10 protein-coding genes and 2 pseudogenes are annotated in these 16812 nt (G+C 61.0%); 9 read left to right on the forward strand and 3 right to left on the reverse strand.

Annotation, left to right across the window (positions count from 1 at the left end; genetic code table 11):
- Nucleotides 1-141 precede the first annotated feature (141 nt).
- Together U1738_RS05185 and U1738_RS05190 are read left to right on the forward strand one after the other, a co-directional pair.
- Nucleotides 142-888, forward strand: a complete 747-nt coding sequence (locus U1738_RS05185; RefSeq protein WP_332787940.1) for a CAP domain-containing protein — start codon at nucleotides 142-144, stop codon at nucleotides 886-888.
- Complete coding sequence (locus tag U1738_RS05190; RefSeq protein ID WP_332787941.1) at nucleotides 836-1684, forward strand: 2OG-Fe(II) oxygenase; 849 nt, start codon at nucleotides 836-838, stop codon at nucleotides 1682-1684. Before U1738_RS05185 ends, U1738_RS05190 begins: the two co-directional genes overlap by 53 nt.
- Here U1738_RS05190 and U1738_RS05195 read toward each other — a convergent pair.
- Nucleotides 1629-3164 carry a tetratricopeptide repeat-containing sulfotransferase family protein gene (locus U1738_RS05195; protein ID WP_332787942.1) on the reverse strand — a complete coding sequence of 512 codons (1536 nt, stop codon included), beginning with the start codon at nucleotides 3162-3164 and terminating at the stop codon, nucleotides 1629-1631. The two genes, U1738_RS05190 and U1738_RS05195, sit on opposite strands and share 56 nt — an antisense overlap.
- A gap of 228 nt (nucleotides 3165-3392) precedes the next feature.
- Here U1738_RS05195 and U1738_RS05200 point away from each other — a divergent pair.
- The 5 genes and pseudogenes from U1738_RS05200 to U1738_RS05215 all read left to right on the forward strand — a co-directional run.
- Nucleotides 3393-4412, forward strand: a pseudogene (locus U1738_RS05200) (NF038122 family metalloprotease); the annotation flags it as partial.
- A gap of 72 nt (nucleotides 4413-4484) precedes the next feature.
- A pseudogene (locus tag U1738_RS20265) lies at nucleotides 4485-4595 on the forward strand (PEPxxWA-CTERM sorting domain-containing protein); the annotation flags it as partial.
- 173 nt (nucleotides 4596-4768) lie between these two features.
- The gene (locus U1738_RS05205) at nucleotides 4769-6967 is read left to right on the forward strand and encodes a type I secretion system permease/ATPase (RefSeq protein WP_332787944.1); all 2199 of its coding nucleotides are present in this window, start codon (nucleotides 4769-4771) and stop codon (nucleotides 6965-6967) included.
- The gene (locus U1738_RS05210; protein WP_332787945.1) at nucleotides 6964-8358 is read left to right on the forward strand and encodes an HlyD family type I secretion periplasmic adaptor subunit; all 1395 of its coding nucleotides are present in this window, start codon (nucleotides 6964-6966) and stop codon (nucleotides 8356-8358) included. The genes U1738_RS05205 and U1738_RS05210 overlap by 4 nt, the downstream gene beginning before the upstream one ends.
- Nucleotides 8359-8484: 126 nt before the next feature.
- The gene (locus tag U1738_RS05215) at nucleotides 8485-9693 is read left to right on the forward strand and encodes a glycosyltransferase (RefSeq protein ID WP_332787946.1); all 1209 of its coding nucleotides are present in this window, start codon (nucleotides 8485-8487) and stop codon (nucleotides 9691-9693) included.
- Between the two features lie 112 nt (nucleotides 9694-9805).
- Here U1738_RS05215 and U1738_RS05220 read toward each other — a convergent pair whose 3' ends face one another.
- Entirely contained in the window at nucleotides 9806-11542 is a 1737-nt protein-coding gene (locus U1738_RS05220) for a glycosyltransferase family protein (protein WP_332787947.1), read from the reverse strand.
- Here U1738_RS05220 and U1738_RS05225 point away from each other — a divergent pair.
- On the forward strand, nucleotides 11526-12017 hold the full coding sequence (locus U1738_RS05225) for a serine O-acetyltransferase (RefSeq protein ID WP_332787948.1): 492 nt from the start codon (nucleotides 11526-11528) through the stop codon (nucleotides 12015-12017). The genes U1738_RS05220 and U1738_RS05225 overlap by 17 nt on opposite strands.
- Nucleotides 12018-12057: 40 nt before the next feature.
- Nucleotides 12058-13194: an acyltransferase family protein gene (locus U1738_RS05230; protein ID WP_332788226.1), complete on the forward strand. Its 1137-nt coding sequence runs from the start codon at nucleotides 12058-12060 to the stop codon at nucleotides 13192-13194.
- Here the strand turns inward: U1738_RS05230 and U1738_RS05235 are convergent.
- Nucleotides 13189-16689, reverse strand: coding sequence for a calcium-binding protein (locus U1738_RS05235; RefSeq protein WP_332787949.1), 3501 nt, complete (start codon nucleotides 16687-16689; stop codon nucleotides 13189-13191). The two genes, U1738_RS05230 and U1738_RS05235, sit on opposite strands and share 6 nt — an antisense overlap.
- Between the last annotated feature and the right edge of the window lie 123 nt (nucleotides 16690-16812).

A 16812-nucleotide genomic window follows, 5' to 3' on the forward strand; every position in this document is an offset into this window, starting at 1 on the left:
CTAATTTTTATCGTTATTTTTTACCGTTGTTTTTATCCTTAAGCTAAATACGCGCGAGACGCAATTTAGTTGCTTTCGGCTCCTGTTCGCCCCGGCCAGACGGTTGGCCGATCCCTGCCGATCGGGCATAGATCGTCGCCGATGCAGGATCGGCTGGCCCCAAGAACCAACGGACGCAGGCTGCGCGGCACGCTGCTCGGGCTGCTATTGCTGGCAGGCGGAACGCCCGGTGCGACCGGCCAGACGGTCGAGCCGCGCAGAACGATGGTGCCCGCGCCACGGGGCGACGCCCTGCTCCGCGCGACAATGCTCGACGATCATAACGATGCCCGCGCCGCCGTCGGCCTGGATCCGCTGTCGTGGGACGATCGCCTAGCCGCCGCTGCCGCCGTCTATGCCAGAATCCTCGCCCGCGAGGACCGCTTCGAACACGAACAGCAGGGCGATGGTCCTGATCGCCAGGGCGAAAACCTCTGGATGGGCACGAAGCATGCCTACACGTTCCAGGAAATGGTCGGCGGCTGGACCAACGAACATCGTTTCTATCGCCCCGTGCCTGTGCCGGATTCGAGCAGCACCGGTCGCTGGAGCGACGTCGCGCATTATACCCAGATCGTCGGGCGCGACACGACGGCGCTGGGATGCGCGATCGCCAGCAATCGCGCGAACGATTTCCTCGTCTGCCGCTATTCGGCGCCGGGCAATGTGGTGGGTGAACTGCCGTTCGAGAGACCGATCCTTCCCGAAAAGGGATCGAAAAGTTATCTTGCTGTAGGCGATGGGGGCGGTGCAATCGTGACAAATCTGTCGGCCGCGTTAAAGGCGTCCGGGCGGAATGAATATCGAAGGGTTTGGCATGGCTTACGTTTCGACAATGGACGATGCTAGCGGCTATATGCAGCCGATGGGCGACCAGTCTCTCGGGGCCGAACTTACCGAAAGTTATAATGCAGCATCACCTTTTCCGCATATCGTCATCGACGACTTCCTGCCGCCCGAAGTACTCGATAACGTCCTAGCGCGTTGCGACGACTTGCAATTGAATGAAGATGGGGTCGAATTCGATCGTGCCCAAGAACGATTTAAGCGCAGCTATCAGCCCGATAGTCTGCCCGACGATCTGAGAGGATTATTTTATTCGTTCAATTCGCGCCCGTTCATTAAACTGATCGAAAACATCACCGGTATCAAAGGTCTTATTCCGGATCCGTATTTCTTCGGGGCGGGAATTCATGAAATCCGGCAAGGTGGGCATTTATCGGTTCACGCTGATTTCAACCATCACAAGGTGATGAATTTAGAGCGTCGGATTAATGTCTTAATCTACCTCAACAAAGACTGGAAACCTGAATATGGCGGGAGCCTTGAATTGTGGGATCAAGGCATGACCACGCTGACGCAAAATATCGTGCCGGAATTTAACAGGTGTGTCATTTTCAACACCACATCAAACAGCCAGCACGGCAATCCACACCCGATCAATCACCCGGCCGGCATTTCCCGCAAATCCATCGCGCTTTATTATTACACGTCCACTTGGGACGGAACGAAGCGATCGCATACCACGCAATTTCAGGTCCGCCCGAAATCGGCGGACAAGCGCGACTGGCGAGTCAAGCTCGGCGAAATCAAGGACGATGTCTTGCCGCCGATCCTGGCACGGGCACTGAATCGGGTATTTTGAACGCGATGCTTCCACCGGCGTCGGACTTGCCTTCGCAATAGGCCTCGATGAACGGTTGCAGGAATTCGCGATACGGTTCCGCAACACCCAGACCGTCGCGGTTGATCGGCCGGCGCACCTGCAGCGAACTGGCGGTGGCGACGCGACGTTCCGTCAGGTGCGGGGTATAGGCCGCCGCTTCTTCGTCCAGACCGCAATGGGCGAGCAGCCGCGCCGTCCAGAGCGCCGGCTCCTCGACCAGCTCGCCATACGGCACGACCAGCAAGCGGTCGCCGAGTTGCTCCTTCCAGAAGGCCATCAACCGATCCTCCAGTTGGAAATGGTGCGCGATGTCGACCAGATCGAAACTCCACGCGACGCCGTGGATGAAGAAGGTGCGGAAGCAGGACCAGGCGCTGTCGAGCGGATCGCGCCGCATCCAGATCAGCGGCGCATCGGGCAGCGCGGTCGCGATCAGGCCCATGCAGCGGCTGACGTCGATCGTCTTGTCCACGATCCGCCCGATCGGGCCGAAGCGCTCGTCGAGCAGATGCAGATACAGGCCGCCGAGGGTGTCGAGACTGCCGCCCCGCGCGACATATTGAGTGATCGCATCGCCGGAGACGCCGCCGACCGATACCGCCATATGCTGCACGAGGTTCAGTTCGCCACCGTCCAGCACGGCACTGTGGCTGGCGAGGATCTGCTCGACCAAAGTCGTGCCGGATCGCGGCAGGCCGGTGACGAAGATCGGGCGGCTGGTGTCGATCGTCTGGCGCTCGCGCATGAGATCGAAGAAATCGTGCGAATATCCGGTCATCGTCGATTCGGCGTTCGCGACATTCGCGTCCCGGCCATAGGGCGTCAGCGATTTCAACAGCGCCGCGCCGCGCGCGAACGCGGCAAAGGCCGCCGGATGATCGCCGCGATCGACGTACAGCTTGCCAAGCGCATAACAATAGCGCGCCAGATCGGCCGGGCCCTGCCGTTCGGCCACCGGCCCTTCGGCCAGCAGTTGATCGCCGATCGGATCGGTCGCCAGATTGCCGGCCATCACCAGCGACAGCCAGGCAGGACCCCAGCCGGGCCGATGCTTCAGCGCGGTCAGCAGATGCGCACGCGCCTCGTCGATCCGGCCTAGCGTCATCGTCGTATTGCCAAGGACATAGGCACGACCGGCGCGGTCCGGCACATCCTCCGGCAGCGTCGCCAGCAGGTCGTGCGCTTCTTGCAACCGCTGCGCCTGCGTCAACAGCACCACCTTCGAATAAAGCGCGCGCGGCTTGTCGGCGGCGGAGGCGATGAAGGCATCGATCGCACGGAGCGCCAGATTGAACTCGCCGCTGACCTGCATCAGTTGCGAAATGGCCTGCCACTGCTGGCCGAGCGGCGCGTCGCCGTCGAGCAACGCCGCAACCGCGCGGTTTGTTTCCGCGCGATCCTTGCGCGCCAGCGCGGCCTTCATCTGCGCCACCAGAGGAAGAATGTCAGTGCTATTCATCGCGGCCATCGTACTCGGTTCAGTCCGTCAAGAGGGATGATTTAAAAGGAAATCTCATTTTGGGGCGGCCATAGTGACCGCAACGCAACATATAGTAAAAAAAGGGTTAATAGCGTTTGACAGCCCCGACCCCGCTCAACAATAGTCTGGTTAATGAGCCGTAATCGGCCATTGGGCAACAAGGGGTCTACCATGCGAATCAAGAGCCTACTCTGCTGCGGCGCAGCAATGATTTCGATCGCCGGCACATCGAATGCAGCGGTCATCAATCTGATCGACAACGGCTTCGCCGGTACTGCAGCTCAACAGGCTCAGTTCCGCGCAGGATTTCAGATCGCTGCCGCGTATTGGGGTTCGATTCTTACCAACAACGTCACGATCAACCTGGGCGTCGGTACGGCTGCGCTCGGCACCGGCATCATCGGTTCGACCGGTAGCACCCGCGCCGATTACACGGTCGCCAACTGGGAAACGCGCCTCAACGCGACCAAGAGCGGTTCGGTGATCGACACGACGATCAAGCTGCCGACGTTGACGGGTGGCGGGGCCAGCTTCATCACCAACGGCACCACCGTAGGCGCCGATGGCTTCACCGACGACGACACGACCAAGCTGGTCTATGACAATGCCGCGACGACCAGCTCGAAGGTGCTGTATCTCAATTCCTCGGTAATCAAGGCCATCGGTGGCACGGCAACCGGCGTGACCAACACCTCGATCGACGGCAACGTCCAGTTCAGCACCAACTTCAACTTCGATTTCGATCCGACCGATGGCATCAGCGCCAACACGTTCGACTTCATCGGCGTCGCCATTCACGAGATCGGCCACGCGCTCGGCTTCGTTTCGGGCGTCGATTTCCTCGACGTTTATGGCCTCGGAAGCACCAGCAATCCCAATGCCGGCACGCTGAACTACAGCCTGAACAGCACGTCGATCTACAGCGCGCTGGATATGTTCCGTTACAGCGCCGATCCGACGAACCTCGTACCCGGCGGCGCGGCGCTCGATCTGTCGGCCGGCACGCTGAGCGGCACGAAGTACTTCTCGATCGACGGCGGCCTCACCGCATTGTTCGGCAACTCCTTCTCGCAGGGTCGCTACAATGGCGACGGCCAGCAGGCGTCGCACTGGAAGGACGCCACGGGTGCCAATGCCTGCGGTCCGCAGCTCGGCATCCTGGATCCGACGTTCTGCTTCGGCCAGATGGGCGAAGTGACCGGTCTGGATCTGGCCGCTTACGATGCGATGGGCTGGAACCTGAGCGTCAACGCGCTGACCTACAACACGACCTCGACGGCATCGATCTTCCGCCAGTTCGCGGTTGCGGTGCCCGAGCCGGCGACCTGGGCGATGATGCTGATGGGCTTCGGCCTGGTCGGTGGCGCGATGCGCCGTCGCCCGGCGACGAAGGTTTCCTTCGCAGCCTGATTGTCTTCGGTTCGAAGTATTGAAACACCGCCGGTCGCAAGACCGGCGGTGTTTTCGTTTGTGCGCCGGTTTCGCGCACCCCGAAATTCCGATCATCTCGGCCACATCGTTACCGGAATGTTTACCTTGTTCGTGGAGAACGGGGCGAACCACTATCCGCGACGGATCGAGCCATGAAGATTCCCGACGATATCGAAAAGAAGCTGAACGACGCGTTTGGCGGTGCGGGCGGCGAAAGTCGCGACGCTCCCCCGCCACAGGACGATAGCGGCGTCCAGGCGCTCGCATTGCTCCTGTCGATCCATCAGACTTCGGTCGATGCGGTGCAGTTGCGCCACGAACTCGGCCATTCCGATCCACTCGGTGCCGGGGACATCGTGCGCCTCGCGCGCCGCCAGACCGGCGTGCGTGCCAAGGCGGTCGATGTCGCCCCCGGACGGCTCTCCGGACAGCCCCTCCCCGCGCTCGCCAGCGGACCCGCCGGCTGGTTCATCATCGGCCGGCTGCTCGAAGACGGCGTGCTCATCCAGAAACCGGGCCGCCCGGTCGAGAAGGTCGATCGCGCCGGGCTCGATGCGATCTGGGACGGCGGGATCGTGCTGATCACCACGCGCGAATCGCGCGGCGCCACCGGTAAGCGCTTCGATCTCACCTGGTTCATCCCGCAGATGGTGCGCTATCGCCGCCTGATCGGCGAGGTGTTGCTGATCACCTTCACGCTCAACCTGCTCGGCCTCGCCGCGCCATTGCTGTTCCAGAACGTGATCGACAAGGTGCTGGCGCACAATGCGCTGTCCACGCTCAACGTGCTGGCCTTCGGCTTCGTCGCGGTATCGCTGTGGGAGACGATGTTCGGCTGGATCCGCAGCCGGGTCTATTCCGAGACCAGCCAGAAGATCGACGTCGAACTCGGCGCGCGGCTGTTCCGCCATCTGCTCGCGCTGCCCCTGAGCTATTTCGAGAAACGCCGCGTCGGCGACACCGTGACGCGCGTTCGCCAGCTCGAAACGATCCGCGAATTCCTCACCACCGCCTCGCTCACCGTGCTGGTCGATCCGCTGTTCACGGTGGTCTTCATGGTCGCGATGCTGATCTATTCGCCGTCGCTCTTCGCGATCGTCGCGGTCAGCCTGGTCGGTTACGTCGCGGTCAGCCTGTTCGTCACCCGCCCATTGCGCGCCCGCATCGAGGAGAAGTTCGAGCGCGGCGCGGCCAGCAACGCCTTGCTGGTCGAAAGCGTCACCGGCATCCAGACCGTCAAGGCCTCCGCCGTCGAACCGCAATGGCAGGATCGCTGGGAACGCCAGCTGGCCGCCTATAGCGCCGCCGCTTTACGCGTCACCAACCTCGGCAGCACCGGCAGCCAGGCGGTCGAACTCATTTCCAAACTGTCCTTCGCCGCGATCCTGTTCTTCGGTGCCAAGGCGGTGATCGCCGGCACGCTGACCGTCGGCGGCCTCGTGGCGTTCAACATGTTCGCACAGCGCGTGTCCGGCCCGGTGATCCGCATGGCGCAACTGTGGCAGGATTTCCAGCAGGTCCGCATCTCGGTCGAGCGGCTCGGCGACATCCTCAACCACCCGGTCGAACAGCAGAGCGCGTCGCGGCTCGACATGCCGGCGATGAAGGGTGCCGTGCGCTTCGAAAAGGTCCGCTTCCGCTATGCCGTCGATGGCCCCGCCGCCGTGGACGAAGTGTCGCTGACCATCGCGCCGGGCGAATCGATCGGCATCGTCGGATCATCGGGTTCGGGCAAATCCACCCTGACCAAGCTGCTCCAGCGCCTGTACATCGCCGAAAGCGGCCGCGTGCTGATCGACGGGATCGACGTGGCGCAACTCGATCCCACCTGGCTCCGCCGCCAGATCGGTGTCGTGCTGCAGGAGAATATCCTGTTCAACCGCTCGATCCGCGAGAACATCGCGTTGGTCAGCCCGGCCATGCCGTTCGAACGCGTGATGAAGGCCGCGCGCCTTGCCGGGGCGCACGAGTTCATCCTGCAACAGCCGCAGGGCTATGACACGCCGATCGTCGAACGCGGCGTCAATCTGTCCGGCGGGCAGCGCCAGCGCATCGCCATCGCCCGCGCGCTCGTCACCGATCCGCGCATCCTCATCCTCGACGAGGCGACGTCCGCGCTCGATGCCGAGAGCGAGGAAATCATCCGCCGCAATCTCAAGGCAATCTCCAAGGGTCGCACCTTGCTGGTCATCGCCCATCGCCTGTCGGCGGTGCGCGATTGCGACCGCATCGTCGCGATCGAGAAGGGCCGGATCGTCGAAGCCGGCACGCATGACGAACTGCTCGCTTTGGGCGGGCGCTACGCCGAACTTCATCGCCGCCAATCCGGCGTGCAGGGAATTGCCGCATGAACGCGCTGACCACCAATTGGGCCGTGATCCGCGCGTCCCTGGCCGAAGAGAAGAAGCGCGACATTGGGCGCCTGCGCGTCGATGAGACCGGCTTCCTGCCCGCCGCGCTGGAGGTGATCGAACGCCCCGTCTCCCCGACCTCGCGATTGACCGCCAAGGTGCTGCTCGGCGGCGTCGCGGCGTTGGCCTTGTGGCTGACGTTCGGCCGCACTGACATCGTCGCATCCGCGCCAGGCAAGATCGTGCCGACCGGCGCCGTCCAGCTCGTCCAGCCCGCCGAGGCCGGCGTGGTGCGCCGCATCCTGGTGCATGATGGCGATCACGTGACCAAGGGCCAAGTGCTCGTTCTGCTCGATCCGACCGTATCCTCGGCCGAGGCGATGCAGGCGCGCAAGGCTTATGAGACCGCCGCCTTCTCGGTCGCGCGCACCCGCGCGGTGATCGACGGGCTGGACGGCAAGCCCTTCGTCTTCACGCCGCCCGCCGGTTCCGATGCCACCACGGTCGCGGCGCAACGCTCGCTCGCTTTGGCCAAACTGGCCGACGTGCAGGCATCGATCACCGCGCAGGCCGCCAATGGTCAGGTCGCGCGATCGGACATTGCCACGGCGCGCGTGCAGGTCGCCAAGCTGACCGAGACGTTGCCACTGCTGGACGAACAGATCGCGGCCAACGAACAATTGCTCGCCAAGGGCTTCGTGTCGAAGCTGAAGGTGATCGAGATGCGCCGCCAGCGGCTCGGCCAGGCGCGCGACCGCGATGCGGCGATCGAATCGATCCAGCGCGCCAATGCCCAGTCGGCCGGCGCGGCCAGCACGATGGCCAAGGCCCGCACCGAAGTGCGCGCCGCTTTGTTCGACGAACTGGTCAAGGCCAATGCCGAGATGCAGTTGCGGCAGGAGGAACTCGCCAAGACGCAGCAGCGCAGCACCTTCCAGGAACTGCGCGCGCCCGTCACCGGTACGATCGGCCAGCTTTCGGTCCATACCGAAGGCGGCGTGGTCGAGGCGGCCAAGCCGATCATGACGGTGGTGCCCGCCGATGGCCGGATGGTCGCCGAGGTCAAGCTACTCAACCGCGACGCCGGCTTCGTGTCGGTCGGCCAGAAGGTCGATGTGAAGCTCGAAGCGTTCCCGTTCGCGCGCTACGGATCGATCCCCGGCAAGGTGCTGGCGATCAGCCCCGATGCGATCGACGACGAGAAACTGGGCCCGGTTTATGTGGTGCGCGTGGCGCTGGATCGCACGCGGATCAACCGCGGCGACCGCAACGTCGCGATCACGCCAGGCATGAGCGCGGTGGCCGATATCGTAACGGGCGACCGCAGCTTCCTCAGCTACCTCACCAGCCCGGTCGACGAAGCCAAGGGCAGCGCGCTGCGCGAGCGATAGGCCGGAAAGCGATTTCCAAAACGGGTTAGGCCGCTCCGAATATTTTGGTATCGGAGTGGCGAATCCGAACTAGCCGTAATCGGAAACAAGAAAGATATCGCCTTGGACCAAAAACAGGGATCGATCTTGATCATCCTTCCGGTGCCGATCTATTTGGTCGCCGGTACGATGTTCTATGATTCTCAAGCCTGTAACGGGTTGCGCCTGTGGCTGGAAAATTTTGAACACGTGACGCTGTGCAATCCGATATTGCCGGTGGATACGGCCCCGGAAGCCACCAGCGATGTTTGCGCAATGTTTCCGACCGCCAATCTCGACATCCGCCCCCTGCCTGCTGCCTGGACTCCGATCGAGTTTTTTCGAACCCTGCGCGCTACGCGAGCGCTTTTGCTCGAACTGATCGGACGGGCGACGCATCTCCAATTCGCGATAGGAGGATTTTGGGGCGACTGGGGTGCGGTCGGTGCTATTTTGGCGGCCAAGCGCAAACGGAGAGTGGCGATCTGGACCGATCGCGTTGAATCGAACGTTATGAGGTTCCAGGCGAAGCAATATTTGGGGGCACGACGCAGCTACAGATTGCTGACGGCCTGGATGGCCGTCCGCCTGGAACGTCATGTCATCCGGCGATCCGCGATGGGATTGTTTCACGGGATGGACACCTATCATGCCTATGCGCCCTATAGCCGGTCGGCCCATCTGGTTCACGATATTCATCTGGGGAGCGACTCACGGATTTCGAGGGACGATCTGGCCGCAAAGATAGCGCGATCAAGGACCGGGCCCGTGAAGATCGTGTATGGCGGTCGCGTCCATTCCGACAAAGGTGTTGCTGACTGGATCGATACGCTTGCATTGTTGGCCGCAAAGAACGTCGCGTTCGAAGCGACATGGTTTGGCGACGGACCTGAAATTGAATTCGCGCGCAAAAAGATCGCCAGTCTCGGATTGAACGCATCAATCCGCTTTTTTGGGTCTGTGACTGACCGGGCCCTGCTCATGCAGGCGTTTCGCGAGGCGGATATCTTCCTCTTCTGCCACAAGACGCTGGAATCGCCGCGTTGCCTGATCGAGGCGCTGCTGTCGGGCACACCGATCATCGGCTATGACAGCCCCTATCCCCGCGATCTGATCCAGGCGAACAAAGGCGGCGTATTGACCACCCCCAATCCGGCAGCGCTGGCCGACGCACTGGCAGCGATCATCGCCCAGCCGCACAGATTGGCCGAACTGGCCCGGGCCGCCGCAAAAGACGGGCATCCGCTGATCGACGAAGAGGTGTTCCGTCACCGGTCGGAACTGATCAAATCGCTTCAGGTCCTGGATGACGTCTGACGACACCCTGACAGGCCGCGGTGAGCGAGAGCGAGTTCGGCTGCCCCTGCCCCCGCAGCTTCAGGGCACAACGATCATCGCTTCCGGCATCAGCGGGCGCATATCGCAGGGCTCACTTGTCGACCGCATCCAATCGGGTGATGGTCGCATCGTAATAGCCGAAACTTCTGTTCAATGAAGTTTCGCGCCACCTGCCGCCGGCTAGCAGAGCATCCAGCATCGAAGAACGGTCGAACGGCGGGCAGCGCCCTTTGAGGCATTGGCCAAGCTCGGCGTAACGCCGCAGTCGAATATCCACGAACAGCACCTGTCGATGCTGCGCAAGTGCCTTCCATGCCTCGATGGGACCGTCCGGCAAGCGACGGACGCCATCCCCTTCCGCCAGCCATTGTTGCGCACGGCCTTCAGTCAAATAGACGATCGGAAAATAGCCATAAGCATAGGTATCTTCTCCGACATACACGATCGGCGTATCGCTGGGCAGGGCTTGCCGCGCTGTGATGATGGCCCGCGCGGGACCATGAATTGACCAATCGGGATGGACCAAGAAGATCGCGGTGGAAATGCCCGCCCCGACGGCCAGCGCCACCACCCCTGCCTTGACCCCGAGCGTCATCCAACGGCCGCGGCGCGCCACTTCCCGTGCGCCCGATGCCATGATCATCGCCAGTCCCGGCAACAACCAGATGCTGTAGCTTGGCTTCAGCGTGTCGAACGAATGAATCCAGAAATGCGGCCCGATCGTCGCCACGACACCCAGAGCCGTAACGACGATCATATGATCGACCGGCTCCGTCCGCCGTTCCAGCGCCCTGCCCAACCCACCCCATATGCCGAGCAGGAACAAGGCGATGGAACCGGCCATGAATACCGCGCCCGCGAACGGCAGGACGAGATAGGCAGAGCCCGCGAATAGCTGCAGGATATATTCAACGGGGCTGATGCCGACGACCAATTCTTGCGACAGAGCCGTTGCGCCGACGATGAAGGGTTTCAGCGCCAGTGTCGGAACCAAAGCCGCAATCCCCGTGGCGATCACGCGCAGCGGGGACGTGCGCAGAAAACGCAGCAGTAGCGCACCAAAAAAGGCGCACGTCGCGACGACCCCGAAAAAATGCACGAAGCATGTCGCGACGCAGACCAATGCGAAGGCGCCGAGCCTCTTACCCGAAGGAACGCCCCGTCCCGCAACAAGTCCCAAGAACAGCGCTGTCTGCAAACAGGCGAGCGCGAACAGCATCGGATATGCGCGCAACTCCACCGCGAACTGGATCGTTTCCGGCGACACAGCGAGAAAGATCAGGCCGACGATCGCCCGTCGTCCAACAACATAGTTGCGTTCGGTCCATGCGTACAGCGCCAGCGCCGCAACGACCAGCGCAGCGTGAAACAATCGCAAGGCGAGAACGGACTTGGACACGCCGTGCCACCACGCCCAATCGAGCAGATAACCGAGCGGTGGCATCCGATCCCCCGGCACGCCAAAGCGTCCGGTATCGGTGCCGGCAAGCCATTGGATCAACGCCATCGGCGACAGCGTGATCCCAGACAATTGCGTCGACTCGTCGATCCAGATGTCCTGCCGCGTGGCGAACCACACGCAAGCGAGCGCAAGGGCCAGGATCAGCGTCGCCGCGATTTGATCACCCTTCTGCGCGCGCGAGCGCCGGCCAATCACTTGGTTTTCCATCGATGCCAGCCCCGTCCGCTCTGCTTGCATGTCTTGGCGTCGGCAAACGCCACTGGCAAGCGCGTCTATGCGCTGTACATTCCCGTGGATACACGGCGATAGTCCATGTCGATACCGGATTACTTTTCTCAGGACGTATACGATGATTTCCGCCGACACGCCGGATTGGAGCAGGGAATTCCACACGGGCTGGGATCCTGGCCGGGCATTGCTAGCCAGCATCCGCAATTATCAACGCTTCGTTGGGAGATCCAATCCGGTTTTTCGCGTACTAAAGGTAGTGGCCGTCGTCCGTTATCGTTTCTGGTCGGCAATTTCAGGCGCGGACATTCCACTAACAACGCAGATCGGGGGCGGTTTGCTCATACCGCATCCGAACGGGATCGTGATCCATCCCGATGCGGTTATCGGCCCCAACTGCCTGATTTTCCAACAGGTGACGCTGGGTATCGTCGATGGAGGCGTGCCGCGGATTGATGGTCACGTCGATATCGGCGCCGGCGCCAAACTGTTCGGATCAATCCATGTCGGCGAGCACGCGCGGATCGGCGCTAACGCGGTTGTGCTGTGCGACGTACCGGCCGGGGCAACGATCGTCGGCGTCCCAGGCCGCATCGTTGCGCGAGCAAGCTGATATTTCTTGGCGTCAAAATAGCATCGTGCAAAGGGAAGGTATGACCGGGGAAACAAAGCATCGCTACGTGGCGCTCGATAGCCTGCGTGGCGTGTGCGCATGCATGATCGTACTGCTGCATTTCGATACGTTCGGGTACATTAGCCGATCGGCGTTCGTCCAGCACTCGTTCCTGTTCGTTGACTTCTTTTTCGTGCTGAGCGGTTTCGTGATCGCTGCCAGCTATGGCGACCGGCTAGGCGAGGGATATTCAATCCCAAAATTCATGATGCTGCGCCTCGGGCGCGTTTATCCTCTCCACATTGTCATGCTGGCGCTGTTCGTGGCATGGGAATTGGCGACGATCAACATCGTGAGACCCTCAGGTCGCTTGCCGTTCTCGGACGGCTATACTGTCGGTATGATCTTTGCCAATCTGGGGCTGGTACAAACGTTCATTGGCCATCCCACGTCTTGGAATGGCCCTGCCTGGAGCATCGCGGTCGAGGTTTGGACCTACCTCGTCTTCGCATTCGGTTTTCGATACCTCGGCCGCTTTCTCGTCCTCGTCGCGCTGATCCTGGCGGTCGTTTGCGGATGCTATTTGCTCACCGCGACTGATCGCTATCTAAATGTCTTCCACGAAGGAGCGTTCGCGCGCTGCCTGATCGGCTTTTCGCTGGGTGTTGTTACGTTCCGCGCGCATCGCTATTTCCAGCCTAGGTTAGGCGTGACACTGGCGACGTTGCTGGAAATCGTGGCGGTTGCGGCAACGATCGCCATCGTAGTTGCCGCCGGCGCTTCGATTTTGTCGCTTGCGGTGCCCCCGCTATTTGCCTTGGTGATTCTGGTGTTCGCACAGCAATCCGGCGCGATGAGCCGCGTTCTCATTCTGCCGCCGCTAGAGTTCCTCGGTAAGGTTTCGTATTCGATCTATATGGTGCATCTGTTCATCGTGTTCCGTACGCACAATGCACTCGAAGCCGTCCAGCGTGTCACGCACCATTATGGACTGGTGACGACGATCGATGATCGGAAGTTCGCCGGATCGACCCCGCTAATGGGCGATATTCTGTCGATCATGGTTCTTTGCATGGCAATCGTGGCGGCCACGCTGAGTTATAAACTGGTCGAGTTTCCGGCGAACCAATGGGTCCGCCGGAAAGTATCGACGTTCAGGCAATCGCGGTCCTCATAACACAAAGTCCCTTGCGATCAGTGGTGTCGTGCCGGCGCTGACTGTAATGCTGAAATCCGCGATCCCGTCGCCATTGGTGTCGCCCAGGATATCCCAATAGCCTCCGCTATACTGAATACGTAGCTCACCGGCCGTATTGGTGAAGGCCGCCTGACCGATGAAATTGAACGCGTCGTCCACCGGCGTCGCGGTGCGGGCGTCCATCTTCGACAGATCGATCAGGTCGCCATCGCTATGGGAAAAGTAGACGAGATCGGCGGTCGCCCGCGTTTTGCCGCTGTCGCCCGTGTAGAAGACGTAACGATCCGCCCCGGCACCCCCATCCATCACATCACGGCCGACACCGCCCCATAGTACGTCGTTTCCGGCACCGCCGATGAGCATGTCATCGCCGGTGCGACCGTTTAGAATGTCATCCCCGTCACCGCCGCTCAGCGCATCGTTGCCATCGCCGCCGACCAGCGTGTCGTTACCGCCGCCACCGATAAGCGTGTCGTCGCCGGCGGCGCCGAACAGGATGTTATCGCCGTCATTTCCGAAAATCACGTTATTCAGTTCGTTTCCGTTTCCGGTAGTGTTGGCGGATCCCGACAATACCAGATTCTCGACGTTGGCGGTCAATATGTAGTTTATCGAACTGTAAACGACGTCGGTGCCCTGACCGGCATATTCGATCACCACGTCGCCGGGGTTATCGACATCGTATCGATCATCTCCCAGGCCGCCTATCATCGTATCGGTGCCGGAGCCACCGATCAGGACATCGTTCCCGGCACCGCCGTTTAGCGTGTCGTTGCCCACATCGCCCCATAGCGTGTCATCACCGGCACCGCCGGTGATTATGTTATCGCTGGTATTGCCGAAGGCGCTGAAGTTGCCCGATCCGGTGAAGGTGAGATTTTCGACCTCGCTTGGAAGACCATAGGAATTGAGTGACGTGCGCACCGTATCGATTCCGCCGCCGGCCAATTCGATCACGCTGTCTCCGGCATTGTCCACGATGTAGACGTCGTTGCCTTTTCCGCCGCGCATGGTATCGGCCCCGGTACCGCCATCGAGAAAGTCCGCACCGGCCGAACCAGTCAGGCTGTCGTTGCCGGCACCGCCATGCAGGGACGCGGAGGTGCTGTTGGCGGCGGAGATAACGTTATCGAGATCGTTCCCGATCCCATTGATCGCGCCCGCGCCCGTAAAGGTCAGGTTCTCGACATCGGCGGTCAGCGCATAGGTGCTCAGGGAGGTTCGCACCTCGTCGGTTCCGCCGTTCGCCTGCTCGACGACCACGTCGCCGACATTGTCGACGACATACGTGTCGTCGCCGGCGCCGCCGACCATCCGATCCGCGCCCGTCCCGCCATCGATGATGTCATTACGGCTTCCACCGATGATGGTATCGTCCCCGCCACCGCCAAAGAGCAGATTGAAGGAATTTCCGCCGACGATCGTGTTGGCCAGATCATTGCCGGTGCCGTTGAACCCGCCCGATCCAATGTAGGTCAGTGTTAGCTGGTTGCTACCAAGGACGTAGCTGGCGGCCGAGGTGCGGACGTTGGCCTGCGTCGCATCGGACCCTGCAGCTTGTGCGGCCTTGGCCGCTGTGGACGCAGCGACCAGCGCATCATATCGCGGACTTCCATCGTCATAAATGCTGTCCAGTGTGCCCCATGTGCCCCACTTGGTGGGTGTTACCGCATCGGAGAACGGAACGATTCCGGAACCGCCGCTAGCGGCGAAATCCGCGACCATCTTGCTATAGAGGTCACCCATGCGCGGATCGGCATCAAGCGACTTGTAAAAGGCCACCACGGCCGCCTGGTCCGCATCGGAAACATTGTATGCGGTCAGGCTCACCCCGCCCTCATACGCAACCAGCGCCATGCCATTCCGCGCCGCCACCGCCTGCTGATAGACGTAGATTCGGAGATTATCCGTCAGACTGCCGCCCAGAGCCGTAAATGCCGCATCTAATCCAGCTTGGCCCGAACGAGCCCATGACGTGATGGTCGCCTGATCGATGCTGTCCAAACCGAAATAGGTCGTGACCGCATAATCTTGGAACAAGCTTCCGACACTGCCCAATCCGGCATTTGCGACGCCCTGAAAAACATAGGTCTCGGCACCGAGATAGCCGGGTTGCGTCGAGATCACGTTCTCCAAGCGGGTCGGTGCGCTCGATCCGAAGACGCTCGTCGCGATCGCGGCGACCTGCGCCGCGCGATAGCCGTAGTAAAGGAGATTTGCGCCAGCTGGCTCCTCGGCTGTGCCGGAATCTATCCGGCCATTGCCGTTAAGATCTGTGCCAAACAGCTTGTTACCCTGATCTCGCGCATAGCTAGTCTGCTGGAATGCCCAGTTCCACACCTCGTTGGAATATTCCACTTTCACGCTCAGACCCGGGGCGAGATTGTCCCGCACATAGGCTAGCGTCTTGCGGACATAATCGTCATCTGCTTCGGCTGGGATGTTGATCCACATATCGGTTTTGGTCTTGTTGGCCAACGCCACCATGATTTCGATCGGGACGCTGCCCGTCGAAGAGATATTGCTCCAAGATGCGCTGTTCACTGTGGTCCGCTGATCCCAAGACGTCAGCGTATTGTTGTTGGTGTTGCCCCAATCCATGTATCGCAATTGCGACCATTGCGAAGACTTGTCGAGAAACGCCGGATTGAAAATCTCGCCGCTCTCGAACAGAGCCACCTGATCCTGGCGGACGACGTGAATTTCGGTAAGCGGATTGTTCGGATCGATCGAGGTGACGTTGATAGCAGTTGCATTCGCGGTGCCGGTAAACTGAAAGACGATCTTGCCTGGCTCCGATGACAAAATCGTGCCACCCAGAACGTTGAGGCTCGCCGTACCCTTGTAGGTGATTACATAGACATCCGGCATGTCGAGCGCGACCGGATCAAGGCCGATCCCGACCATGAGATTGATTGCCCCGGTCGGCATCGCGGTCGGATAGCCATTCGCATTGAGCGAGATCGCGCCTGTCGGCTGGCCATTCACGCCCTGCGCCATCCATTCCGACGACGTTTTGAACCGGTCGAGGAAAGGATATTGCGTGCCGTAATAGCTGACGCCGGCCAGGTTCATGCCGACCTCCATCGTGTTGGTGCTGGTACCGCTCGATGATGCCTTGGTCGTGACATTAGCGGTGACGGCGTCGATCACGCTGGTCGCGGCGCGGCTTACACCGGCGGCAGAACTAACGACCGGCGCGCTATCGGCGACCGCTGCCACGACGCCCGTCGCCGCGGTGCTGATCGTATCGATCGCTTTACTCGCACTTTCAGACGCCGCCGCCGCTGGACCGCTCACCATCACGACCGCCTTGCTCACGCTATCGGTCAGTTCGGTTACAAGAGCCGTCAATGCGGTGGCGCCAGCGGCGGATACGCTCATCGTATCAGCAACCTGCTTGGCCGCGATATTTTCAGGAACCCCAGCGGTATTCTCGCTGGAAAAATTGATGAAGTCTTCGATCTTTGTCATGCTTATCCCGCCTCGGTGGTTGAGACGAAATTAGGCAATGACCCGCTTACGCTCTCATAAAGGGGGTAGTTAAAGCGACTTACACCAAGTTCTGCGCCAGGCGGCGCCCGAGCTTGCCGGCAA

Source organism: Parasphingomonas caseinilytica (assembly GCF_036663755.1).
Classification (GTDB): Bacteria; Pseudomonadota; Alphaproteobacteria; order Sphingomonadales; family Sphingomonadaceae; genus Sphingomonas.